The sequence below is a fragment of the Pseudomonas shahriarae genome (genome assembly GCF_014268455.2).
GTDB lineage: Bacteria > Pseudomonadota > Gammaproteobacteria > Pseudomonadales > Pseudomonadaceae > Aquipseudomonas > Aquipseudomonas shahriarae.
In genome coordinates this window covers 385,954-409,878 of record NZ_CP077085.1, presented here as the reverse complement: position 1 = coordinate 409,878, position 23,925 = coordinate 385,954, and the positions used below count along the sequence as shown (strand labels likewise).

Genomic DNA, 23,925 nt, shown 5'->3' with positions numbered 1-23,925 from the left:
CCTTATGGGTGTTCGATGCGCCGCTGCAACAAGTTGATCAGCAGCAGCAGGACAAAGGAAACCACCAGCATCAGCACGCCGATGGAGGTAGCGCCGGTGTAGTCGTATTGGTCGAGCTTGACCATGATCAGCAGCGGCAGGATCTCGGTTTTCATCGGCATGTTGCCGGCGATGAAAATCACCGAACCGTACTCACCCACACCTCGGGCGAACGCCAGGGCGAACCCGGTCAGCCAGGCCGGCAGCAGCGCCGGCACGAGGATGTAGCGAAACACCTGCCAGGGCTTGGCGCCCAGGCAGGCGGCGGCTTCTTCGATTTCCCGGGGGATATCGGCCAGCACCGGCTGCACCGTACGCACCACGAAAGGCAGCGTGACGAAGGTCAGGGCCAGGGTGATGCCCAGCGGGGTGTAGGCGATCTTGAAGCCCATGTCGGTGGCGAACTGGCCGACCAGGCCGGACGGCGCGTACAGCGCAGTCAGCGCAATACCGGCCACGGCGGTGGGCAGGGCAAACGGCAGGTCGATCATCGCGTCGATGATCTTGCGCCCAGGGAAGGTGTAGCGCACCAGCACCCACGCCAGCAGCGTACCGATCACGCCGTTGATCAGCGCGGCATACAGGGCGGTACTGAAGCTCAACTTCAAGGCTGCCCAGACCCGCGGCGCCGAGATGATGGCCCAGAACTGATCCCAGGTGAGTTGGGCGGCGTGGACGAACATGGCCGCCAGCGGTATGAGCACAATCAGGCTGAGGTACACCAAGGTGTAGCCCAGCGTCAGCCCGAAGCCGGGTATGACGGGGGAGATACGACGCGACATAAAAGTCCTTGGTTAACAGTTCAATACCACTGCAGGAACGAACTCATGTGGGAGCGGGCTTACTCGCGAAAGCGGTGTGCCAGTCAACGCATTTAGTGACTGACATACCGCTTTCGCGAGCAAGCCCGCTCCCACACAAGCCGCATTCCACAGGGAGGCCGTGTTGGTTATTGGGCAGTGTAGATCTGGTCGAACACGCCACCGTCGTTGAAGAATTTCGGTTGGGCAGTTTTCCAGCCGCCGAAGTCTTTGTCGATAGTCACCAGCTCCAGTTTCGGGAACTGCTGGGCGTACTTGGCGGCCACATCCTTGTCACGCGGGCGGTAGAAGTTCTTCGCCGCGATTTCCTGGCCAGCCGGGCTGTACAGGTGGTTGAGGTACGCCGTAGCGATTTCGGTGTTGCCCTTTTTCTCGGCGTTCTTGTCGACCACGGCCACGGGTGGCTCGGCGAGGATCGACAGGGACGGCACGATGATGTCGAACTTGTCAGCGCCGCCATCTTCCTTGAGGGCCAGGAACGCTTCGTTTTCCCAGGCCAGCAACACGTCACCCTGACCGTTGTTGACGAAGGTGATGGTCGAACCGCGCGCACCGGTGTCGAGGATCGGCACGTGCTTGAACAGCGCTTTCACGTACTCCTGGGCCTTGGCTTCGCTGCCACCGGCCTTGAGGCCATAGGCCCAGGCGGCGAGGAAGTTCCAGCGGGCGCCGCCGGAGGTTTTCGGGTTCGGCGTGATCACCGAGACGTCGTTCTTGATCAAGTCGCCCCAGTCCTTGATGCCCTTGGGGTTGCCCTTGCGCACCAGGAACACGATGGTCGAGGTGTATGGCGTGCTGGCTTCAGGCAGGCGGGTCTGCCAGTTCTCTGGCAGGGTCTTGCCCAGCTTGGCGATTTCGTCGATGTCGCCGGCCAGGGCCAGGGTCACCACGTCGGCGCGCAGGCCGTCGATCACCGCCCGGCCCTGCTTGCCCGAACCACCGTGGGATTGCTGGATCTTGACGTTGTCGCCAGGGTGCGCCTTTTTCCAGAAACTGGTGAATTCGGCGTTGTACTCCTGGTACAGCTCACGGGTCGGATCGTAGGAAACGTTAAGCAGCTCGTAATCCTTGGCCACTGCGGAACCGGCAAACACGGCGCTGGCGAGGGCGGCCAGGGCGTAACGGCGAATCGACGACATAGACAAGCTCCTGAAATTCTTGGGTGTTGGCTTTTCTTATAAGTACGGGTCCTGCAATCGAAGCGCCGTCTTGGCTCAGCTCGTTTTGTTGCCCGGGCTCTGCAAGCGGAATTTCTCTTTACGTTCGATCTGCACCACTTGGGCGTTGTGTACGGTGATTTCCACTGCGCCGAAACGCAGGTCACGCAATGCGCTTTGGATCTCGCGCAAAATGGCTGCTTCGTCCTGGCCGTCGACGCTGCGTAGAGATGCGCTCATGGTCGTGCTCCTGAAATGAGAAGTGCCTGGCAGTGGCGGCACTGCTTGCGGCGTGAGAGCGATAGTAGATAAGCGCTGATATTCTTAAAAATACTATTTAAGAATGTTTATATAACCAGAAAGAATTTTCAGGCAGGACACGACGTTAAGGCGTGCGCAGATAAAAATGTGGGAGCGGGCTTGCCCGCGATGACGGAGTGTCAGCCAGTAAATCTGGCACTGATACACCGCTATCGCGGGCAAGCCCGCTCCCACATTTTTTATTGCATTCCAACCCCGGAGGGTGGGGTTAGTGGATGGCGGGGGCCAGGGCCCAATCAATCTCTGCCGCCAGCATCGGCCGGCCAAACCAGTAGCCCTGGCCCAGGTCGCATTGGTGATTCAACAGGAACCGTGCCTGTTCCATCTGCTCGATACCCTCGGCTTGCACCTGCATACCCATGCTCTGCGCCAGGGCGATGACCACCCGCACAATCGCCGCATCGTCTTCATCCCACGGCAGGCCGGCGACGAAGCCCTGGTCGATTTTCAGCTTCTGCACCGGCAACCGCTTGAGGCGCAGCAGTGACGAATAGCCAGTGCCGAAGTCGTCGATGGCCAGGCTCAGGCCCAGTTCGCGCAGGCGGTGCAGTTGTTCCAGGGCCACTTCCGGGTCGTCCATCACTGCGCTTTCGGTGACTTCCAGTTCCAGCTTCGCCGGGTCCAGGCCGGTGTCGTGCAGCACCTTGGCCACCTGCTCGTACAATTCGTGGCGGGCAAACAGGCGGCTGGAGATATTGACCGCCATAAAGGACAGGTTCTTGCCGTCTGCCAGCCACTGGCACATCTGGCGACAGGCCTGCTCCATGACCCAGCCGTCAATCTCGGCGATCAACCCGGTGCGTTCGGCAATCGGGATAAATTCTGCCGGTGACACCAGGCCGCGCAGCGGGTGCTGCCAGCGCACCAGGGCTTCCACACCAATCATCCGGCTGGTTTGCAGGTCGTGGACCGGCTGGTAGTAGACCCGCAGCTCTTGCTGATCGAGGGCGCGACGCAGCTCATTGCCGATCTCGATCCGGTGCTGGGCGTGGGCGGTCAGTTCCTCGGTGTACAGGGCGTAGCCTTCGCGCCCGGAACTCTTGGCCTTGAACAACGCGGAGTCGGCGTTGCGCAGCAACTGTTCGGCACTCAGGGCATCGCTGGGGAACAGGCTGATGCCAATACTGACGCTGACAAACAGCTGGTGGCCGTTGAACACGAACGGCTGCTTCATGCCGTCAATGATGCGCTGGGCCAGGGCGGCCGCCTGGACCACCTGTGGACAACTTTCCGCCAGCACCGCGAACTCATCGCCACCCAGGCGCGCCAAAGTCACGCCGGGACCGAACAAGCCCTGCAGGCGCTCGCCCACGGCCTTGAGCAACTGGTCGCCGACGTTATGACCCAGGCTGTCGTTGATGATCTTGAAGTGGTCCAGATCCAGCATCAACAGCGCACAGCCACGCTTGTGAATCTGCGCCGAGGCCAGCGCCTGCTCGGCGCGGTCGGTGAACAGCAGGCGGTTGGGCAGGTCGGTCAACGGGTCGTGGTGGGCCAGGTGCGCCAGTTCGTGCTCGGAGTGCTTGATGGCACTGATGTCAGAAAACACCGCCACGTAATGGCTGACCTGGCCCTGGTCATCATGGATGACACGGATGGTTTGCCACTGTGGATAAATTTCCCCGCTTTTACGCCGGTTCCAGATCTCGCCGCTCCACTCGCCCTCTTGGTTGAGCGCGCGAAACATCTGCTCATAAAAGTCCGGCGAATGGCGCCCGGACTTGAACAGGCTCGGCTGGCGGCCCATCACGTCTTCCACCTGGTAACCGGTGATTTCAATAAACGCGCGGTTGACGTGGACTATCTGCCCGCGGGCGTCGGTGACCAGCACCCCTTCGCGGGTGCAATCGAACACCGCCGCCGCCTGGCGCAGGCGCTCGCGGTTTTCCGTCAAGGGTTGCTGGATGCGATGGTTGCGGGCGCTGCGGGCGCACAACAGGAAAATAAACAGGGCGCTGAGGGTCACCCACAGGTAGCCGCGCAGTATCTGCCAGTGAATCATTTCCTTGGGTTCATCAATAAAATTGATAAATACCTGCTGACTGAGCTGTATCCACAAGACCGAAAGCAACAAGTACACCAGCCCTGCACGCAGGGCACCTCGGTATGAAAGCAGCATATGACTAGTAATCCTTACTAAAAAACAGAATCGCCTTACAGAATCTGCGGATTATAGGACAAGTAACATCTCGTCACTCCTATCTGAAAGGGTGACTGGTTTTATCTGTAGGCTAAGTGATAATGCGTCAGCTGTTCTTATCTTTATCTGAGGGCCATACAGCCTATGTGGTACAACGGTTTTCTTGACTTGTCAGCCTGGCAACTGGTGGCAGTCACTCTGTTGATGACCCACGTGACCATTATCGGTGTCACGGTCTATCTACACCGCTATTCAGCCCACCGCTCCCTGGAGCTCAATGCTGGCCTGAAACACTTCTTCCGCTTCTGGCTGTGGTTGACCACGGCGCAGAATACCCGCGAATGGACCGCTATCCACCGCAAACACCACGCCAAGTGCGAAACCGTCGACGATCCCCACAGCCCGGTGATCAAGGGCCTGTCCACGGTCCTGCGCAAAGGAGCCGAGTTGTACCGCGCCGAGGCGGAAAACCCCGAGACCCTGCGCATCTACGGCAAGAACTGCCCGGACGACTGGATCGAACGCAAGCTCTATACCCGCTATCCGCTGCTGGGCGTGGCCCTCATGGGCGTTATCGACGTGCTGCTGTTCGGCACCATCGGCATCACCATCTGGGCGATCCAGATGATGTGGATCCCGTTCTGGGCCGCCGGTGTGATCAACGGCCTGGGGCATGCCATCGGTTATCGCAACTTCGAATGCCGCGACGCGGCGACCAACCTGGTGCCGTGGGGCATCATCGTCGGTGGCGAAGAGCTGCATAACAATCATCACACCTACCCCAACTCCGCCAAACTGTCGGTGAAGAAGTGGGAATTCGACCTGGGCTGGGCCTGGATCCAAGTGTTCAGCTTCCTGCGCCTGGCCAAGGTGCAGCGCGTGGCGCCGATTGCCCATCGGGTGGAAGGCAAGGGCCACCTGGACATGGACACCGCCATGGCGATCCTCAACAACCGCTTCCAGATCATGGCCCAGTACCGCAAGTTGGTGATTGCGCCGCTGGTCAAGCAAGAACTGGAGAAGGTCGATCATTCGGTACGCCACCAGTTCCACCGGGCCAAGCGCCTGCTGTCACGGGAAACCAGCCTGCTGGATGAGCGTCACCATGTGCGCATCCAGAGCATGCTGGAGCACAGCCAGGCCTTGAAGGTGATCTACGAAAAGCGCCTGGCGCTGCAACAGATCTGGCTCAAGACCAGCAGCAACGGGCATGACATGCTCGCGGCCATCAAGGAGTGGGTGCACGAGGCCGAGGCCAGCGGGATCCAATCCCTGCGCGACTTTGCCCACCAGTTGAAAACCTACTCGTTGCGCCCCGCAAACGCCTAGGTGTTGCAGGAGCCGGGAGGACACCCAGTCCTTACCGGCTCCACAGTTTTTTGGCGCCATTTCACAGTCACCGAACATTCCCTCTCAATCGCGACTGATAACGGAACTTAGCTGCAATTCCCCTCTCTCAAACAACACTTCGCCATCCTGGCGGGCCTTGTTTTGACTGCTGTTCAATGCTGCGGCATGTCCAGAGAGAATTGTGCCGATGGTCCACGAAACGGACTCCCCGATCCCCACCACGCCTGACTCAACGGATACGTCCCGGCCGGCTGCCGCTACCTTGCTGGCGTTGATGCATGCCCAGGGCGAAGTGGAGCGTCTGAGCCAGCGTGAACAGCTGTTGAGCTCGCTGCTGGTCAGTGTGAACGCCGTGCTCTGGGCCATCGAGTGGGAGACCCGCCGCGTGCTGTACGTAAGCCCGGCCTATGAGCGCATCTTCGGGCGCTCGGCCAGCCTACTGTTGGCCGAGCACCGTGGCTGGCGCGACAGCATCCACCCCGAAGACCAGCATTACGCCGAGCACAGCCTGGCCCAGGTGCTGGAGCTGGGGGCGGTCGAGAATCGCCAGTACCGCATCATCACCGCAGACGGGCAGATCCGCTGGCTCAGCGACAAGTGCTTCACCAACCAACAGGCCACCCCAGGGAAACCGTTGATTGTGGTGGGCATCGCTGAGGACATCACCGAAAAAAAGCACCTGGAACTCGAGCTGCAGCGCCTGGCCACCACCGACGTGCTAACCCGCAGCAGCAACCGTCGCCATTTCTTCGAGTGCGCCCATCACGAATTCGAACGTGCCTGCACCCAAGGCCTGCCCCTGGCCTTCCTGTTGCTGGATATAGATAACTTCAAGGCCATCAACGACACCTACGGCCACCTGGAGGGCGATCAGGTGTTATTGCGTATCGCCGAGAGCGGCCGCGGGGTATTGCGCCGTGGCGACCTGTTCGGGCGCATTGGCGGCGAAGAATTTGCTGCGGTGCTGCCAGGATGCGAACCGGAAAGGGCCATGCAGGTCGCCGAACGCCTGGGGCAGGAAGTGCGCCAACTGGAGTTCAGCCATGACGGCCGGCTTTATGGCGTGACCGTCAGCCAGGGCCTGGCCAGCCTCACCGCCGCAGATGCAAGCCTTGATAGCCTGTTCGCCCGGGCTGATGCGGCCATGTATGAAGCCAAGCGCCAGGGCAAGAACCGGGTGATTGTCGGCTGAATGCCTGCCCTTTCACGGCGCTAAACAATAGCGCCTGGACCACCGCCATCGCGGGCAAGCCCGCTCCCACAGGGGAGCTCGACCAGGCTGGGAGTTCTGGACACACCACAAATCAAATGTGGGAGTTGTCGAGCTTTAGCGAGGCTACGATGGCGGCGGCACATTCAGCATTGTTGCTGGCGGACACAGCGCCTACCCAGGCTTGCGGATACGCGTCAGCTCTGCAAACCCGACCTTGAGCAACCTCGCCGTCTTGCCCTTGGCCAACGCCTCGACCCCTTCATGCTCGGTCAGCCCTGCCAGTTGCGCCGCGATGTTCATCACCAGCGCCTCACGGGAATACACCCCGCCTTCCAGGGAGTAGGTCGCCGCGATCAGTTGGCGCAGCTCCAGGGGCAAGCGCCAACGCGTGCGCAGCGCCGAGCCATAGCTGGCGCCAAAGGTGGACAATGACTCGCCAATCAACGCCTCATCCAGCTCACCACCGCCCTGGCGCCACTCCTGCAAGCTGCGCAGCAGGGCCAGGTCGCCCAACCGATGGAGAATACCGGCGCTGTAACAGCGTTCGTGTTCAAGATCGAGCATGCGCGCCAGTGAACGACCGTATTGCGCAGTCCGCTGGGACAACTGCCAATAACGCTCAGCGTATTCCATCAGGCTGGCATCGCTGAGGATCACGTTGTGCTTGAGGGCCAGGCCGAGGATCAGGTTCATGCTCTGCCCGGCGGCCAGTTTGTGCAGCGCCATGGACAGGGTCTGCACCGGTGTGCCGTGCTGGCCGGCGCTGTTGGCGGCGGCGATCAGCACCGCGGTGATCTGTGGATCAACCTTGACCTGCTCTTCCAACTGCTCGAGATCCAGCCCCTGCGGCGTGAGGCTGCGTTGCACAGCCGCCTTGACGTCAACCCGCAGCGGCGCGCCGTCCGACAGCTCGCGACGCTGCTCCAGGAACACCGGCAAGGACATGCCCGCCGCCAGGACGGGGGGCTCGCAATACACCGTTTCGCCTTCGTTGAGCAACAAATCCTGCAGGCGTTGCGTAAGACCCTCCATGTTCAGTGGCTTGGTCAGGTAGGCGGTGGGCGCCAGCGGCAGTGCCTCGCGCACGCTGGCGCCGTCATTGCGTGTACTGAGCAGGATAAACGGCAACACGGGCACCCGCCGACGCTGACGCACACTGCGCAACAGGCTCAGGCCGTCAACGCCCGGCAGCTCCCAATCGGCAATGATCAAATCGTAGGGTTTGTCTCGCAGCAGCTCGGCGGCGTGCTGCCCGTCGGCGCACACATCCAGCCGCGCGTCGCAGCGCACATTCAACAACACCTGCTTGAGCAGATCCCGCGACCAGGGGTCGGGCTCGGCAATCAGCACACGGGGCACAGCAGGTAAATCAACAGCAGTCATGCAGCACGCTCCATCGGCAATCCCTGCACATTAGACAAAGGAAGCACCTGCGTACAAGGAACAAGGCCTGAATAGGTGCATAGCCCACAAAAAAACCCGCCGAAGCGGGTTTTTTCGATCCAGCCAACCTGCGCTTACAGCTCGGAGAAGCACTCTTCGATGATCGCCAAACCTTTGTCCAACTGCTCGTCCGGCGAGGTCAGCGGGACCAGCACGCGCAACACGTTGCCGTAGGTGCCGCACGACAGCAGGATCAGGCCCTTGTCACGCGCCTTGGCAACCACTGCGGCCACCGCAGCAGCGTTCGGCTTGTGGCTGTCGCCGTCCTCGAACAGCTCGACCGCGATCATCGCGCCCAGGGCACGCACTTCGCCGATCACCGGGTACTTGGCCTGGATGGCTTTCAGGCCAGTGACCAGACGCTCGCCAACAGCCTTGCAGCGGTCCAGCAGATGCTCTTCTTCGAACACTTCCATCACGGCCAGGGCCGCGGCGCACGCGATCGGGCTACCGGCATAGGTGCCACCCAGGCCACCTGGGGCAATGGCGTCCATGTATTCGGCCTTGCCGCACACGCCAGCCAACGGGAAGCCGCCCGCGATGGATTTGGCAAAGGTGGTCAGGTCGGCAGCAACGCCCATCTGCTCCATGGCAAAGAAGGTCCCGGTACGGCCGGCACCGGTTTGCACTTCGTCGGCGATCAGCAGGATGCCGTGCTTGTCGCACAGTTCGCGCAGGCGCTTCATGAAGGCTTTAGGCGCGACATAGAAACCGCCCTCGCCCTGTACCGGCTCGATGATGATGGCAGCGATATCACGCGGCTCGGCATCGTTCTTGAAGATGCGTTCGATGCTGGCGATGGAGTCGTCGATGCTCACGCCGTGCAACTCATTCGGGTACAGCGCACGGAAGATACCGCCTGGCATCAGGCCCATGCCAGCGGAGTACGGCACGACCTTGCCGGTCAGGCCCAGGGTCATCATGGTGCGGCCGTGGTAAGCGCCGGTGAAGGCGATCACGCCGGCACGGCCAGTCGCGGCACGCGCAATTTTCACGGCGTTTTCCACGGCTTCGGAACCGGTGGTGACCAGCAGGGTTTTCTTGGCGAAATCACCTGGCACCTTGGCGTTAACTTTTTCGCACAGCTCCACGTACGGCTCGTAGGCCAGGACCTGGAAGCAGGTGTGGGTCAGCTTGCTCAACTGCTCGGTCACGGCCGCGATGATTTTCGGGTGCAGGTGACCGGTGTTCAGTACGGCGATGCCGCCGGCGAAGTCGATAAACTCGCGACCTTCAACGTCAGTCACGGTGGCGTTCTTCGCGGATTCGGCGAAGATAGGGTGAATCTGGCCAACACCGCGCGGTACAGCGGCTTCGCGGCGTTTCATCAAGGAAGCGTTGGTCTTGTTGCTCATAAAGTCCTCATTCGCCACTCATCGGGTGGCGTGGTCCAAGGAATACGTGACGGGGAGGCAACTACGGCAGCATGCGATGATCGACTGCCACAGCTTTCCCGGCCACTTCGAATAACGGTTTGAAGCACGCAAAGGGACAGCGCTCTCGTGCCCTTTGCGTTTGCAGCGATACCTTGCCGGTTAGATACCCAGGCAGAGGTATTTGATTTCCAGGTAATCCTCGATACCGTACTTGGAGCCTTCACGGCCCAGGCCCGACGCCTTGATACCACCAAACGGCGCCACTTCGTTGGAGATCAGCCCGGTGTTGACGCCGACCATGCCGTATTCCAGGGCCTCGGCCACACGGAACACACGGCCCAGGTCGCGGGCATAGAAGTAGGAGGCCAGGCCAAATTCGGTGTCGTTAGACATCGCGATCACTTCGGCTTCGTCTTTGAAGCGGAACAACGGCGCCAGCGGGCCGAAGGTTTCTTCCTTGGCCACGGCAGCGTTTTTCGGCACGTTGGTGAGGATAGTCGGCTCGAAGAAGTTGCCTTCCATAACCTTACCGCCCGCCAACAGGGTCGCACCTTTGCTCAAGGCATCGGCGATGTGTTCCTGGACCTTGGCCACGGCTTTTTCGTCGATCAGCGGGCCAGTCGTGGTGCCTTCTTCCAGACCGTTGCCGATCTTCAATTTGGCTACGGCCACTTTGAGTTTTTCCGCGAACGCGTCGTACACCGAATCCTGGATGTACAGACGGTTGGCGCACACGCACGTCTGGCCGTTGTTGCGGTACTTGGAGATGATCGCGCCTTCGACGGCCTTATCCAGGTCGGCGTCGTCGAACACGATGAACGGCGCGTTGCCGCCCAGTTCCAGGGAAACTTTCTTGATGTCCTTGGCGCATTCGGCCATCAACTGGCGACCGATTTCGGTCGAGCCGGTGAAGGACAATTTACGCACGGTCGGGTTGCTGGTCAGCTCGCTGCCGATATCGCCAGCGCTGCCGGAGACCACACTGAACACGCCGTTTGGAATCCCGGCACGCTGGGCCAGCTCAGCCAGGGCAAACGCCGAGAACGGGGTTTGCGACGCAGGCTTGAGGACCATGGTGCAACCGGCAGCCAGGGCCGGGCCGGCTTTACGGGTGATCATCGCGGCCGGGAAGTTCCACGGCGTGATGGCGGCGGTGACGCCGATCGGCTGCTTCATCACGATCAGGCGCTTGTCTGGCTGATGGCCAGGGATCACGTCCCCGTAGATACGCTTGGCCTCTTCGGCGAACCACTCGATAAACGAAGCGGCGTAGACGATTTCGCCCTTGGCTTCGGCCAGCGGCTTGCCCTGCTCCAGGGTCATCAGACGCGCCAGGTCATCCTGGTTCTCGATGATCAGCTCGAACCAGCGACGCAGCTTGTTTGCACGGTCCTTGGCAGTCAGTGCGCGCCAGGCCGGCAAAGCCTTGTCGGCGGCTTCGATGGCACGACGGGTTTCGGCGGCGCCCATCTTCGGCACGGTGCCCAGGATCTCGCCAGTCGCGGGGTTGTTGACCTTGATCGTTTGACCGTTGTCCGCATCGACCCAAGCGCCATCTATAAAGGCTTGCTGGCGGAACAACTGGGTGTCTTTAAGCTGCATGTCGGCTTTCCTTAACAGCACCGCGCGCGCGCGGGGCAAATTAGAGTTGTTGAAAGGCGCCTCGAAGGCTGCCGTCAGGGAAATCAGTCACTGGGCGCAAGCTGAAACATCGCGCACGGGAGACAGAGCGTTTGAAATCTCAAACGAATCCTAGGATCAATGGGGGGGCAGGGCAATAGTCTGTTCGAAAAAAAGAACGAAAACGGCGCATTAGCCGAATTATTCTGACAGGCGCACAACAGCCGGATTCAGCGCCAAGGACGCACACCGCCCGGTACAGAGCCTCGCCGCTCCAGAATCCTACCGGCAGACGGCCAAAAACCAGCATGGACGCCCAAGGTCGACATGGGTATGATGGCGCCCGCACAAGCATCCGTAGCTCAGCTGGATAGAGTACTGCCCTCCGAAGGCAGGGGTCGTGGGTTCGAATCCCGCCGGGTGCACCAGATACAGAGAAAAAGCCCCAGGTCGCAAGACCTGGGGCTTTTTTGTGGGCGCTGTCACAAAGACTCTTCTGCCGGCCATATCCAACTAGGCAAAGCGCTTTTGCGTTGTAAGTTGGAGTGCGTAAACTGGCAACGCGAAGAGTGCACTACATAAGTTTGTTCTCATTTTTCATCTGGCCGTTAGCTTACTGAGTTGTCACTTCACCGGCCTTGTGAAAGAGCTTTGCGAAGATCATCCACTGGCCATCGACTTTCATCAAGTTCAAGTAGTCGACCATGACGTTATTGAATAGGCGCAAACGCACTTTAACGATGGCCATTTCCGCAGACATCACATCAATCATCAATACTTCATCAAGTTTTGGAAAACCACCTTCCTGTGGCGACTGACGGCCTTGAACCATGGCCCTGTACTCATCAAAAGACCGGACGACCACGGTCGAGTCTTGTGCGCTATATAACACGCAACCCCGATGAAAGACCCGATCAAACAGATTCAAGTCCTGGGTTTGCAGTACATCAAAGTAGTTTTTCAGAAACGACTGGATTTCATTGATCATGGCGAACAACTCCCGCTTTATTAGCATGACATTATTTAAATAATTAAATCGTCGCTATTATCGGTATCTCGCTCGCTTCACGTATAGCGGCTATTATTAGACTTTTCCGTGAAAGGAATTCACCTATTGAAGCTCCCTCCACTCGCCGCATTGCGCGCCTTCGAGGCTTTGGCCCGGCTGGGCAAGGTGAATTTGGCGGCCGTTGAGCTGCACGTGACCCACAGTGCCGTCAGCCATCAGATTGGCTCTCTTGAAGAGTATTTGGGTATTACCTTGGTGATGCGCAGCGGACGTTCCCTGGTGTTGACGGAAGAGGGGCGCATTTATGCCTACCAGATCAGGCAGGCGCTGGGTGAAATCGCCGGGGTCACAGAGAAGTTTCTGGCGAGAAGCAATTTCCCGCAACTGACCCTGTCAGTGCTGCCCTCCTATGCCATGCACTGGTTATTGCCGCGCTTGCACGGTTTTATGAGTGCCCATCCCGGGTTGCGCCTGAAATTGGAATCGACCATGGCGTTCGCCGGTTTAGAACAGGGCCTGGTCAATTGCGCAATCCGCTTCGGTCACGGCCAATGGCCCGATATGCATTGCGAAACACTGATGAGCGACTCATTGCTGGTGGTCGCTGCTCGCGACTTCAACCACGGTGTATTGCCAGACACGCCGCACGCCATCCTCGAGCAGCCACTGCTACACGCCAGTGAAAGCTGGGCAACCTGGCTGTGCGCCGCAGGCGTGGAGGGGCAGCGCCCTCACGCCTCGCTGGAGTTTACCGACTCCACCTTGCTGCTCGAAGCGGTACGGCTCGGGCACGGCGTCGCATTGACGCGCCGCTCGATCGCCCATTCACTGATTCAACGTGGGGAGCTGGTCAAACTCACCGACATCGAACCGGCGCATTCTTCGAGCTACTACCTGGTCTGGCCACTGGGGATTAAACGTTCGGCGCAATTAACCTCCCTGCACAGCTGGCTCAAAGACCAAGTCGTGGCGTATCAAGACAGCCTATAAAACCGCTGCCTGTAGCTCTTAGTTCAAACCGCGCCGGGAGCCGCAGATACAGACGAAAAGCCCCAGGTCGCAAGACCTGGGGCTTTTTTATGGGCGCGGGTTCAACGCTTTTGCAACGCCTCCAACCGGGCGGGCAGGTCTTCGTCAGGAAAGCGCTTGTGCAGCGCCAGCAGTTTCTCATCCGCCGCCCTGCTCTCTCCCGCCTCGCGCAGATGCACAATCTCCTCAAGCCCCTGCTCCAGAGACTGCGGTTTGGCGGCTATCTGCTTGCTCATTTTCGCCACGGGCTCATCGGCCATGACCGCCGCCATCTCGGCCTGGACCGACGCGCTGTCAGCCTGTGGTGCCATCGCCATACGGGCCATGGGCGCGGGGGCGGCGGGGGCAGACAGTGCCTGCGGCGGTGGCGCAGCGGCATATTCGGCGGCTTCGGGCAGGTCGATATCAGGTACTGGCGAGCGCATTACCACGCCAATCATCAGTGCGACCCCGGCCACGGTGGCAAACGCCATCTGCCAGCGTGGTCGTTGGCAAGCTTGCAGCCAGCGTTGCCACAGGTTTGGCCCGGGAGCCGGTGCTTCGCGGCGGGCGGCGGCGAGGATGAAGGCGTCGAGGGACGCAGGCGGCTCGCTGGCGCTGTGTTGGCGAAAGTGCTGGATCAGCCCTTCGTCAGTCGGATCCTGGGGGTGTCGGGAGTCAGTCATACGGGTACCTCCTCGGCCAGCAGCCGACGCAATTTCTGCTGGGCGTAACGCAAGCGGCTTTTTACCGTTTCCAGTGGGCTGCCGGTCAGGGCGGCGATTTGCGGCAGTTCCAGGTCGCCGTGCAGGCGCAGCATAAACACTTCGCGCTGGTCTTCGGGCAGGTCTTGCAACGCTGCATCGAGACGACCCTGGTCGCGGCTCAGGCTCAGTTGCTGCTCGGGGCCGGAGCCGGCGTCGGGCTGGGCGTGCAGTTGTTCGTCGTAGCTGTCGTGCAGCGGGTTGTGGATGCCGTGCTTGCGCCAATGGTCGATCAGGCGGTTGCGGGCAATCTGGAACAGCCAGGTACGAAAACTCGCGCGGCCTTGTGGCTGGGTAGTGCTGCGGATCAGGCTGAGCCAGGTGTCCTGGTAGATTTCCTCAGCCAGTTCGGCCTTGTTGCAGAGGCCCACGAGAAACCGGTAAAGGCCCTGGCGGTGCCGGGCATAAAGGATTTCGAAGGCGCCTGCATCGCCGCTGCGGTAGCGGGCCAGCAGCGATTCGTCGCTGGGTGGATCATCTGGTACGGCCATGTTAAGTGGCGAACTCCTTTCGATGGATCACTGCAGATTACCTGTGGGAGCCGGGCAAGCCAGCTCCCACATTAGAGCTGTATCGTGTGCAAGATCAGTGTTTGAGGCTCTGGGCCAGTTCCACCAACTGTACAAATTCATTACGCAGGCCGTAGGGATCAACACCGCGGGCCGAGCGGGCCAGGGCGGCGGTGTCTTTTAGGCTCATGCTGCCAGTGTAGCGGCCATCGCCCTTGAGCTGTTGGGCGAAGGCGGCCACGGCGGCCGAGAAGCGCAGGTCGTCGCTGGGCGTGTGTTGAGCACTCTTGATCGGGTGTTCGATCAGGCGACTGCTGCCACCCGCCGCCGGCTTGTAGCGTACCCGCAACATGGCCAGTTCTGTGGCATTGCCATCGCCAGTCTTGGCCTGGGTATAGCGCAGCGGTTCCAGCCAGCCTTTTGAACCCTTGGGTACGATTTCATACAGCGCTGTCACGGTATGCCCGGCACCGATTTCGCCGGCGTCCACCTTGTCATTGCTGAAATCCTCACGTTTCAAGGCGCGGTTTTCATAGCCCAGCAGGCGATATTCGCTGACCTGGGCCGGGTTGAATTCCACCTGCAGCTTTACATCCCGCGCCACCACGGCCAGGGTCGAGCTGAGTTGCTCCACCAGTACCTTGCGCGCTTCGCGCAGGTTGTCGATATAGGCGTAGTTGCCATCGCCCGCGTCGGCCAGTTGTTCCATCAGGTGTTCGTTGTAGTTGTCCACACCAAACCCCAGGGTGGTCAGGGATACCCCGCTTTTGCGCTGGTCCACGGCCATCTGCTTGAGGCTGTCGAAGTCGCTGATGCCGACGTTGAAGTCACCGTCGGTGGCCAGCAGGATGCGGTTGATACCCTGGTCGATAAACCCTTCGCGGGCCATCTGATAGGCCAGTTCGATGCCCGATGCGCCCGCCGTGGAGCCGCCAGCGGTCAGTTGCTCGATGGCGTTGCGGATTTTTGCCTTGTCGCGCCCGGAGGTGGGCTTGAGCACCACCCGCGACTCGCCGGCATACACCACCAGCGACACGCGGTCCTGATCGCGCAGTTGGTCGACCAGCAGCTTGAGGGTGCTTTTCACCAGCGGCAGGCCTTCGCGGCGGTCCATGGAGCCGGAAACATCCACCAGGAACACCAGATTGGCCGGCGCCAATTCGGCCACCGCACGCTCGGAGGCCTTGATGCCGACGCGCAGCAGGCGCGTGTTGGGGTTCCAGGGGGTGGCGGCGACTTCGGTGGTCACGCCGAACGGTGAGCCATCGCTCGGCAGTGGGTAGTCGTAGGGGAAGTAATTGACCATTTCCTCAAGTCGCACGGCACCTTCGGGTGGCAACTGGCCTTGGTTGAGGAAACGCCTGACATTGGCATAGCTGCCCGTGTCGACATCGACGCTGAAGGTCGAGACCGGGGTTTCGGCAACGCTGTGCACCGGGTTGTCCGGCAGGTTTTGATACTGCTCACGCGGCTCGGCGCGGTACTCCATCGCCACGGCGTCATGCATGGCCATCGGTGCCGGCATCGCCATTCTTTTGAGCATGGCGCCCTGAGCCTGGACAGGCGCGCTTTGCAGTTCGGGGACGGCAGCCGCTTCGGGCGCCTTGGCCTCGTCACGGGATGACAGCCCACACCCGGCAAGTGCCACCAGCAAGGTCACGGCAAAGCCCTGGGCAGCGGGGCGCAGGAGGAGAAGAGGATGGGACATGGGCTGAACCTCGTGTGTGAATGATGCGTTCACAAGGTCAGACGTAGGAGCGTCGGGATTCGGGTTAGCGTCTGGTCACTCAACCTGTGTGGGAGCTGGCTTGACCTGCGATAGCGGTGGGCGAGTCAATACATACGGTGACTGACCTACCGCTATCGCGGGCAAGCCCGCTCCCACATTGGATCGGCAGTGACTGGTCCAGATCAGTCCGAGCCGTACTTGGGCGAGCGCGGGCCGTATAGGATCCCGGTGCGTTGCCCGGCCGACAACAGGCGCGCGCTGGTGATACCAGCAATCGGATGCGCCGCGTCGGTGGAGCTGTTGATCACTTGCTTGACCGCCGCAGTGATCAGCATGCCCACCAGGCCGCCGCCGTTGTTGTTGCCTTCCTCGCTGGACGCCCGTGCCGAGCCGGTCCACAGGGTGGTGCCGGTGCGCAGGTCGACCAGTTTGGCCGAGGCTGTCACGGAGGTGTCGCTGGTGATCAGCATGTACTTGGTGCCGTACTCGCTGACGGTGATGTACAGCGCCGCGTCTGCGCCGAAGATCTCATGCAGCTTGCCCGGCGGCACGCCCTGGATATCGTTGGCGGTGGTCAGGCCGTTCTGGCGGAAGGTTTCGTCCACCAGGGCAATCGGCATCACGTAGTAACCGGCTTCCGCTAACGGGTAGGTCACCTGCGATACCAGGCTGTAGGAGGCCTGCACTTCAGGGGACTCGTTGATCGGTGGCAGCACCAGGATCGACTTCGGCCGCGCCTGCTTGTAGGCCGAGTAATCGACGGTCTTGGGTGCTGCGCAACCGCCCAGCAAGGCCAGGGCGAGCAAGGCGCCGGTGAGTTTCAAAAAGCTCATTTCTTCACCTCTGGGGCCTTGGCGTTCTTGAGCAAAAAGTCCATGTAGGCAGCAGACTCGGGGAACAGCGCCTTCTCGGTGCGCAACTGCTGCACCATCTGGTCATCCTTGCCCATGCTCAGGTACAGCAAGCCCAGGTGGGCGTGGTAGCCCGGCGGGGCCTGGCGGCCACTGGCGTTGATCTTTTGCAGGTCGCGTTCCAGCGCTTCGACCTGGGCTTCCTTGGGCTCGCCCTTGAAGTACTCGTAAACCTGTGGCTGGTAGCTTTCCCATTGATACAGGGGCTTGGGTGCCGTCTGGCACCCTGCAACCAGCGCGGTTGCTGTCAGCATCAGCGCTAACTTAACTGCCTTGCTCATCCGTGTACTGCTCCTTGAAAACACTTAAATCAGTTACGCGGGTTCCAGGCGCCGGCGTTGATACCGTCGACCAGGCGGTTGATCGCTTCGCGCATGGCCAGGTCCAGGACCTTGCCATTGAGGGTGGAGTCATAGCTGGCGGTGCCGCCAAAGCCCACGACTTCACGGTTCGACAGCGCGTATTCACCGGCGCCCTGGGTGGAATACACCACTTCGGAGGTGCTGATGTTGACGATATTCAGGTTGATCTTGGCGTAGGCCACCTGGGTCTTGCCACGCCCGAGAATGCCGAACAACTGGCGGTCGCCGGTTTCTTTGCGGCCGAACTCGGTCACATCGCCGGTCACCACGAAGTCAGCACCCTTGAGGTTCTGGACGGTGCCCTTGATTTTCGCTTCCTGGGAGATTTCGCCCATGTTGTCGCGGTCCAGCACGCTGAAGCGGTTGGTCTGCTGCAAGTGGGTGATCAGGATGGTCTTGGCCTGGCCACCGAGGCGGTCCACGCCATCGGAGAAGATCCCGCGCATGTAGCTGGAGCGGTTATCGAACTTGCCCACGGCAATCGGCACGCGTACGCCGGAGTAGGCGACGCTGGCGCTGGCGACTTTTTCGATCGGCAGTGCGCGGGAGCTTTCCGTGGCGCAACCGGCCAGGGTCAGCAGTGCCGTGGCGGCAAGGCCGGACAGCAGGATTTTGCAGAGTGATTTCACAGGGTGCTCCTAGGTGAATAAATCCGGGGTATTAACGTGAGGGTATGGCGCGCAGGTCGTGCACGATGTAATTGCTCAAGCCACCGGTGAAATGGCGCTCGATATTGGCGTTGCCTTCATTGGTCAGGACCCCGCCAATGGTCTTCCATTGCTGCACCCGGCCGCCCCAGTTATTGGGCACCAGGCCACCCCGATCCTGGGCAAAATGCAGCACCTCGGCGTCGGCTTTCTTGACCTTGACCTTGTAGCCGAAGTCGATGCTTTGCAGGATGGTGTTGTCGTCGACCACCAGGCTGGTGATACCGCCCTTGGAGTCGAGGAGATGGCGCACGTAGACGATATCCACGTCCAGCAGGTAGTCAGCGGTCTGCTTGCTGCTGGCGTAGCGCTTGGCCTTGAGCAGACGGTCGACCAGGTCGACGCCCAGTTGCTCGCGGACTTTGGCGTCCGACATGAAAATTCGGCCCTGCCCCACCACGTTGACGTCGAAGGTATCGACCCAGAAGGTGGCGGTCTTGGGAATGGTCACGGGTGCTGGAGAGATGTAGTACGGGGGTTTGGAAGCGCAGCCGGCCAGAAAGGAAAGAGCCAGCAGTAGGGCAAAAATGCGCATCTTCGAATTCATCCCTGATTAAGTGCTGCGGCATTTTACGGGGTTGCGAGCGGTTCTCAAGGTGTTTCGCACTGGTGGGAGCAGGCTTGTGTGGGAGCAGGCTTACCAGTTCCCACACACGCTCGCTCCTACCAGGACGGTTTAGAACGCGTAACGGGCCTTGAGCATGACGCCATCGGCATCAAATCCACTGCGAGCCTGACGGGTGTAGCTGGCGCCGACGCTGAACGCCGAGACCTGGTAGTTCACGCCCACGCTGGCTTCATAGCTGTCACGCGCCACCGAAGCGCCGGTCACGCTGAACGTCGAACCGCCGTTCACAAAACTGGAAGTCTGCGCCACGCGATCACCCATCAGGTCGTGATAGGCCATCACGGTCGCTTCCGGTTGCAGAGTGCCGGCACCCAGCGCCAGGTTGCCTGCCACACGCAGGCCGGCGCCCAGCTCACCGACTTCGTAACGTTGGGAACCAGTGTTCAGCGCCGCCGAAGAGCCCTTCTCATGCAGGCTGTCCATGTGCACGCTGGAGTAACGCGCGGCGACACGCGGTTCGATCAGCACGCTGTCCGACGCCTTGAAGCTGTAACCGCCCACCACACTGGCCGACAGTGCCTGGCTGTCGTAGCTGCCCTTCGCTGTAGTGCCGGTGATATGACGCTTGCTGTCGTTGTCGTTGACGCCGTAGCTCAGGCTGCTATCGACAAACCAGTTCTGCAGCGACCAGTTGCCATACAGCGACAGCGCGTTGCCCTGCACTTCAGTCTTGTTGCCCAGGTCCGAGTGGATGTTGGAGTTGAGGTAGCTGTACGCCACGCCCACGCGGGTGCTGTCGTTCAAACGCCCGTCCACGCCGACGGCCACGCCGCTGCTGTTGGCTGAGTAACCGTTATCGCCACCGCGACCGTCCTGGTCCATGTTGCTGCTCAGGCCTTGCACCCACACACCGCCGCGTTCGCTGCCATCGCGCTGGCCGGCCAGGCGGTTGAGGATCGTGCCGTTGATCACGGTCTGCCCGGACAAGGCCACGTCCAGCGCGCCACGGTTTACGTCAGGTTTGAGCTGTTCGCCAATCTGCGCCAGTTGCTGGGCGCTGCCGGCGTTGGCCACGGCCTGGAACACTGCGTCGTCCTGGCTCAGTTGCCCCAGCACTTCGTTTTTCAGCAGGTTCACGGCGGTGACTACCGAGGTGCTGGCGCCCACGCCGCCGAGGTCGGTTTGCACCTGCTCGTCTGGCTTCAAGCCCACCACGGCCTTGACCGTCTGCGCATCGGCCGAGTAGCTGAGCACATCGAGCAACGACGAGCTGCTGGCGACCGTCAGGCCGTTGTTTTGCACGCTGCTGGCTTGCAGCAGGGTGTATTCGGTGCCGCTGGGCGCTGCGGTGAAATCACCGGGCTTGGCGCTCAAGGTCACCTTCGAAGCCTGGGCAAAATTCGCGGCGCCGCTGATCGTCAGGTAAGGCGTGGTCGGCACCACGCTGTTGGACAGGCGCATATCAACCCCGGCGCCGCTGGCTACATTCAGGTCGCCAGTGATGGTGGTGCCGGCGCCGGACAGGTTCAACGAACCCGCGTTGACCGATACCGGGCCGCCAATGCGCGCGCCGGTAAAATCGGCCTGGCCGTTGATGTTCACAGCCGTGACACCGAGCACATCACCGACGATTTTGCCGCCGCTCCAGTTCAGGCTCGCCAGGTTGGCCGCGTCGATGGCGGTGCCGGAGTTGCTGCGGATTTCCCCGGCTTGCTGGTTGATTTCGAAGGGGGAGGTTTGCTTGCCAGCATCGACCTTGATCGCAATGCCATCGGCGCTGACAGTGCCACGGTTGACGATGCCGCGAGAGCCGATGGGGCTGTTTTGCGCAAAGCTTGCACCACGGAAGTCGAAAGCGTTGGCGTTGGCGCCTTTGGCTTCTAGGACACCTGTATTGAGGATGTAGTCGACGGTACCGTCATAAAACACCACGCCGGACGCACCAGCGCCATTTGCCGAAAGCAGGCCGCTGTTTTCGATGCGTAAAGGAGTAGTTTCGGTTTCCACCTCAAAGGCCCAAGCGTCTTTACCCGTCACCGACAACGTCCCGGAGTTGAGGATCTTGCCCCCAATACTGGTGAGTTGCGTGCCCCGCCGGTCCAGTGCAATACCAAGGGAATCATCTCCGACCAATGAGATCACACCGGTATTGGAGACATCCCCTCCCACCGTGGCGCCATGCAGGTAAATACCATCTCCGCCTCTCTGGGAACTGGTTGTGGCTTGGATGGTGCCGGAGTTGATGACACTTCCGCCGATGGTCGCTCCACCGATTTCAAGGCCCTCATAACCACCGTTATTCAGGATGATCTTTCCAGCCTGGATCACATCCCCCCGTGATGGTGCTACTACGCGGATTAGTAGTCATTTCCAGAGATGCGTCCACGGCAAGCGCCCGAATGGGGCGGTCGTGATCACCCAGAACGATATCGGCCCGATTGATCAGCGACCCCTCGATCCTCGTATCGGCGATACTCACCCCCATCCAATTGCTCGTGACTAGGTTGGCGGTCACGTTCGTGGGCTGAGTCACCGTCCCGGTGAGGGTCAGTGATTCACTAAACTTCTCACCGCTCCAGGTGCTCTTGCCTTGACCAACGTCCACTTCAACGGCCAGCACTTGAGTGCTGATTGCCCCAACGATCAAAGCCAGCAGGCTTTTTTTAAACGGCTTTGGCTTCACGTAAAACTCCATGTATGACTGGGGCTCCGCTCACAATCTCGGCGGCAGCAGGTATAAAACCGAAACAGCCTGTTTGAGCCCTTGCACTGACCGACGACCTGCATCATTTGAGCTGATCAATGGCCTGCTAAATTTCCCGCAGATTGAGCAAGCGTTCGCGGTCATCGCCGAACAGGTTGTCAGCACACAGGCTCTCAAATTGAGCGAGGACCTCATTTTGATTCACAGCCAACCCATTGATTTATAACGAACAACTACTCATCAAACGTTTAAAGGCGCGCAACTCCGTGATTGTCAGTGGGCCGCCGAGGCGAGATAAATAGGACTACTCTTAAATTTATTGGCGAATCTTCCTGCAACAAAAGGTCACTTTTCCTACGCTCCTAGTTTTCCTGCCCCACCACCAGTTTTAACCCTGGCCGCCGCACCTCAAGGGAGTGATGCGCCGTCACCGCCTGCACCCCGCCCTCCTGATCGTTATGAATCACCAACACCCCCGGCCGGCGTAGTTGCTCAAGCTCGCCTGCCGCCAGGCGGAAGCTCTCGCTCAAGCCGTGGTCGCTCAACGCCTTGGTCGCCGCGCGCCGCTGGGCGAATTGCTTGCCGCGTCGTTGTTGGTAGCGCGCCCAGACGATCAGCAGCACCGCGTTGAACAAGGCGATCCACAGGTAGATCTGCAAGGTGTTCAGCGCGGCAAAAATCGGTGCATCGATGCGTGGGCCGCCATTGCTATCGAGCATCGGCACCAGGCCGCGCACCAGCAGGATCACCAGGCCGGCCCAGGCCATCAGGGTCAGGAAAATATCAATGGCCTGCATCACAGGCCGCTGTGGGGTACGGATCAGGTTCATGGCTTAACTTCCTTGGCAGGTGCCTTGATGCCGCGATCCGGGCTGACCCAGCGCGCGCGTTTTTGATGTTGGCGGAACAGGACTTTGGGAAAGCTGACCAGGGTGGTGAACAGGCTCACCAGCCAGAACACCAGCGGGTACCAGACGGTCCAGAACAGGGTTTTCCACAGGCCGCGCTCGTAGCGCCGGTCAATCATGATGCTCACGGCAAATTGCACCAGGCACACCACCGCCAGCAGCAACCCGGTGAAGGCCGGCGGCATCAGCGAACCGACGGCAATCGCCTCGGGCAACGGCACCACTTTCCCTACGCCCCAGAAGATCACCGACAGCAGGAAAGTGAAGGCCCAGCCGGTGGACAGGCAGTACTCGAACAGCAGCGGCCACAGGTAGCGATGGCGCCATTGCCAGATCCCGCGAATATTCTTGAACAGCACTTCGGCGCCGCCCTGGGCCCAGCGCAGACGCTGTTTCCACAGGCCGCCGAGGGTTTCCGGCATGAGGATCCAGCACAGCGCACGCGGCTCGTAGAAGATGCTCCAGTGGTCCAGTTGCAGCTTCCAGCTCACGTCGATGTCTTCGGTGATCATGTCGGTGCTCCAGTAGTCGACCCGGTCCAGGGCCGCCCGCCGAAACGCCACCACCACGCCAGACACGGTGAAGATCCGCCCGAAAACCCGCTGGGTACGCTTGATCAAACCAATGATCGAAGAGAACTCGCCCACCTGTACCCGACCAATCAAGGTCGAGCGCGTGCGGATGCGCGGGTTGCCGGTGACCGCGCCAAGCCGTGGGTTGTCGAGCATCGGCGCCACCAGGTAGGCCGCCGCGTTGCGGTCGAGCAAAGCGTCACCGTCGATGCACACCAGGTATTCGCTGCGCGCCGCCACGGCGCCCATGCGCAGGGCCACGGCCTTGCCCTGGTTTTGCGCCAGGTGCAGCACCCGCAGGCGCGGCTCTTGCAGCGCCAGGGCATCGAGTACTTCGGCGGTGTTGTCGCTGGAGCCGTCGTTGATCGCAATCACTTCCAGGTTGCGATAGCGCTGGGCCAACGCCGCGCCGATGGTCTCGGCGGCGTTGTCGCCTTCGTTGTAGCAAGGGATCAGGATCGAGATCAGCGGCTCGCCTTTGAGCACCGGCGCCGGGGTGTCATCGGACCACGGCCAGTGGCGCTCCCAGTGCAGCCAGAAGTACAGGCCGCCGGCGATCCACAGCCCGGACATGAACAACGGGTAGAAAAACACGAACTCCATCAGGAACTGCCCGGTGACCAGGAAGATCAGGCCCAGGGGCACACCCAACACCAATGCCAACACGAGAAGAGCAAGGATTCTGTCGAACATG

Annotated in this window: 20 protein-coding genes, 1 tRNA gene and 1 pseudogene; 4 read left to right on the top strand and 18 right to left on the bottom strand. The window is 60.6% G+C overall.

The window, feature by feature from the left end; genetic code table 11:
- Positions 1-2: 2 nt before the first annotated feature.
- The 4 genes from cysT to dibA form a co-directional block, all read right to left on the bottom strand.
- On the bottom strand, positions 3-821 hold the full coding sequence (gene cysT, locus HU773_RS01835) for a sulfate ABC transporter permease subunit CysT (protein WP_057436992.1): 819 nt from the start codon (positions 819-821) through the stop codon (positions 3-5).
- A 167-nt stretch (positions 822-988) separates the two neighbouring features.
- Entirely contained in the window at positions 989-1,999 is a 1,011-nt protein-coding gene (locus HU773_RS01830) for a sulfate ABC transporter substrate-binding protein (RefSeq protein WP_057436990.1), read from the bottom strand.
- Between the two features lie 75 nt (positions 2,000-2,074).
- Positions 2,075-2,257, bottom strand: a complete 183-nt coding sequence (gene oscA / locus HU773_RS01825; RefSeq protein ID WP_057436988.1) for a sulfur starvation response protein OscA — start codon at positions 2,255-2,257, stop codon at positions 2,075-2,077.
- 289 nt (positions 2,258-2,546) lie between these two features.
- Entirely contained in the window at positions 2,547-4,457 is a 1,911-nt protein-coding gene (gene dibA, locus HU773_RS01820) for a phosphodiesterase DibA (protein WP_057957970.1), read from the bottom strand.
- Between the two features lie 165 nt (positions 4,458-4,622).
- Between dibA and desA the strand changes: the two genes are divergently transcribed.
- Together desA and HU773_RS01810 are read left to right on the top strand one after the other, a co-directional pair.
- Positions 4,623-5,807 carry a delta-9 fatty acid desaturase DesA gene (desA, locus tag HU773_RS01815; RefSeq protein ID WP_057436984.1) on the top strand — a complete coding sequence of 395 codons (1,185 nt, stop codon included), beginning with the start codon at positions 4,623-4,625 and terminating at the stop codon, positions 5,805-5,807.
- Positions 5,808-6,015: 208 nt separating this feature from the next.
- A complete protein-coding gene (locus HU773_RS01810) occupies positions 6,016-7,020 on the top strand; it encodes a sensor domain-containing diguanylate cyclase (RefSeq protein WP_169990532.1) in 1,005 nt (334 codons plus the stop codon).
- A gap of 192 nt (positions 7,021-7,212) precedes the next feature.
- Here the strand turns inward: HU773_RS01810 and HU773_RS01805 are convergent, their stop codons facing one another.
- The 3 genes from HU773_RS01805 to gabD all read right to left on the bottom strand — a co-directional run bounded on the left by HU773_RS01805 (position 7,213) and on the right by gabD (position 11,462).
- Positions 7,213-8,424: an HDOD domain-containing protein gene (locus HU773_RS01805; RefSeq protein WP_169990533.1), complete on the bottom strand. Its 1,212-nt coding sequence runs from the start codon at positions 8,422-8,424 to the stop codon at positions 7,213-7,215.
- 134 nt (positions 8,425-8,558) lie between these two features.
- Positions 8,559-9,839, bottom strand: a complete 1,281-nt coding sequence (gene gabT / locus HU773_RS01800; protein WP_057957967.1) for a 4-aminobutyrate--2-oxoglutarate transaminase — start codon at positions 9,837-9,839, stop codon at positions 8,559-8,561.
- A gap of 180 nt (positions 9,840-10,019) precedes the next feature.
- Positions 10,020-11,462 carry an NADP-dependent succinate-semialdehyde dehydrogenase gene (gene gabD / locus HU773_RS01795; RefSeq protein ID WP_057957966.1) on the bottom strand — a complete coding sequence of 481 codons (1,443 nt, stop codon included), beginning with the start codon at positions 11,460-11,462 and terminating at the stop codon, positions 10,020-10,022.
- Positions 11,463-11,831: 369 nt separating this feature from the next.
- Here gabD and HU773_RS01790 point away from each other — a divergent pair.
- Positions 11,832-11,908 (top strand) — tRNA-Arg (locus HU773_RS01790).
- Between the two features lie 185 nt (positions 11,909-12,093).
- Here HU773_RS01790 and HU773_RS01785 read toward each other — a convergent pair.
- Positions 12,094-12,468, bottom strand: coding sequence for a nuclear transport factor 2 family protein (locus HU773_RS01785; RefSeq protein WP_186625065.1), 375 nt, complete (start codon positions 12,466-12,468; stop codon positions 12,094-12,096).
- A gap of 108 nt (positions 12,469-12,576) precedes the next feature.
- Between HU773_RS01785 and HU773_RS01780 the strand changes: the two genes are divergently transcribed.
- Positions 12,577-13,479: a LysR substrate-binding domain-containing protein gene (locus HU773_RS01780; RefSeq protein ID WP_225923829.1), complete on the top strand. Its 903-nt coding sequence runs from the start codon at positions 12,577-12,579 to the stop codon at positions 13,477-13,479.
- A 101-nt stretch (positions 13,480-13,580) separates the two neighbouring features.
- Here HU773_RS01780 and HU773_RS01775 read toward each other — a convergent pair whose 3' ends face one another.
- From HU773_RS01775 to pgaC, 10 genes and pseudogenes are all read right to left on the bottom strand, one after another.
- Positions 13,581-14,183 carry a hypothetical protein gene (locus HU773_RS01775; RefSeq protein ID WP_057957964.1) on the bottom strand — a complete coding sequence of 201 codons (603 nt, stop codon included), beginning with the start codon at positions 14,181-14,183 and terminating at the stop codon, positions 13,581-13,583.
- Positions 14,180-14,752, bottom strand: coding sequence for an RNA polymerase sigma factor (locus tag HU773_RS01770; protein ID WP_057957963.1), 573 nt, complete (start codon positions 14,750-14,752; stop codon positions 14,180-14,182). Before HU773_RS01770 ends, HU773_RS01775 begins: the two co-directional genes overlap by 4 nt.
- A 94-nt stretch (positions 14,753-14,846) precedes the next feature.
- A complete protein-coding gene (locus HU773_RS01765; protein ID WP_186625063.1) occupies positions 14,847-16,478 on the bottom strand; it encodes a vWA domain-containing protein in 1,632 nt (543 codons plus the stop codon).
- 203 nt (positions 16,479-16,681) lie between these two features.
- Positions 16,682-17,332 carry a DUF799 domain-containing protein gene (locus HU773_RS01760; RefSeq protein WP_057436967.1) on the bottom strand — a complete coding sequence of 217 codons (651 nt, stop codon included), beginning with the start codon at positions 17,330-17,332 and terminating at the stop codon, positions 16,682-16,684.
- Complete coding sequence (locus tag HU773_RS01755; RefSeq protein ID WP_057957961.1) at positions 17,329-17,691, bottom strand: DUF4810 domain-containing protein; 363 nt, start codon at positions 17,689-17,691, stop codon at positions 17,329-17,331. The genes HU773_RS01760 and HU773_RS01755 overlap by 4 nt, the downstream gene beginning before the upstream one ends.
- Positions 17,692-17,720: 29 nt before the next feature.
- Positions 17,721-18,401 (bottom strand): CsgG/HfaB family protein, encoded by a 681-nt coding sequence (locus tag HU773_RS01750; protein ID WP_186625060.1) that lies wholly within the window; start codon positions 18,399-18,401, stop codon positions 17,721-17,723.
- Between the two features lie 31 nt (positions 18,402-18,432).
- Positions 18,433-19,014: a hypothetical protein gene (locus HU773_RS01745; RefSeq protein WP_186625058.1), complete on the bottom strand. Its 582-nt coding sequence runs from the start codon at positions 19,012-19,014 to the stop codon at positions 18,433-18,435.
- Between the two features lie 141 nt (positions 19,015-19,155).
- Positions 19,156-21,730 (bottom strand): annotated as a pseudogene (locus tag HU773_RS01740) (autotransporter family protein).
- A gap of 383 nt (positions 21,731-22,113) precedes the next feature.
- Complete coding sequence (gene pgaD, locus HU773_RS01735; RefSeq protein ID WP_186625056.1) at positions 22,114-22,581, bottom strand: poly-beta-1,6-N-acetyl-D-glucosamine biosynthesis protein PgaD; 468 nt, start codon at positions 22,579-22,581, stop codon at positions 22,114-22,116.
- Positions 22,578-23,924 carry a poly-beta-1,6-N-acetyl-D-glucosamine synthase gene (gene pgaC / locus HU773_RS01730; protein ID WP_120731196.1) on the bottom strand — a complete coding sequence of 449 codons (1,347 nt, stop codon included), beginning with the start codon at positions 23,922-23,924 and terminating at the stop codon, positions 22,578-22,580. Before pgaC ends, pgaD begins: the two co-directional genes overlap by 4 nt.
- Position 23,925 lies beyond the last annotated feature (1 nt).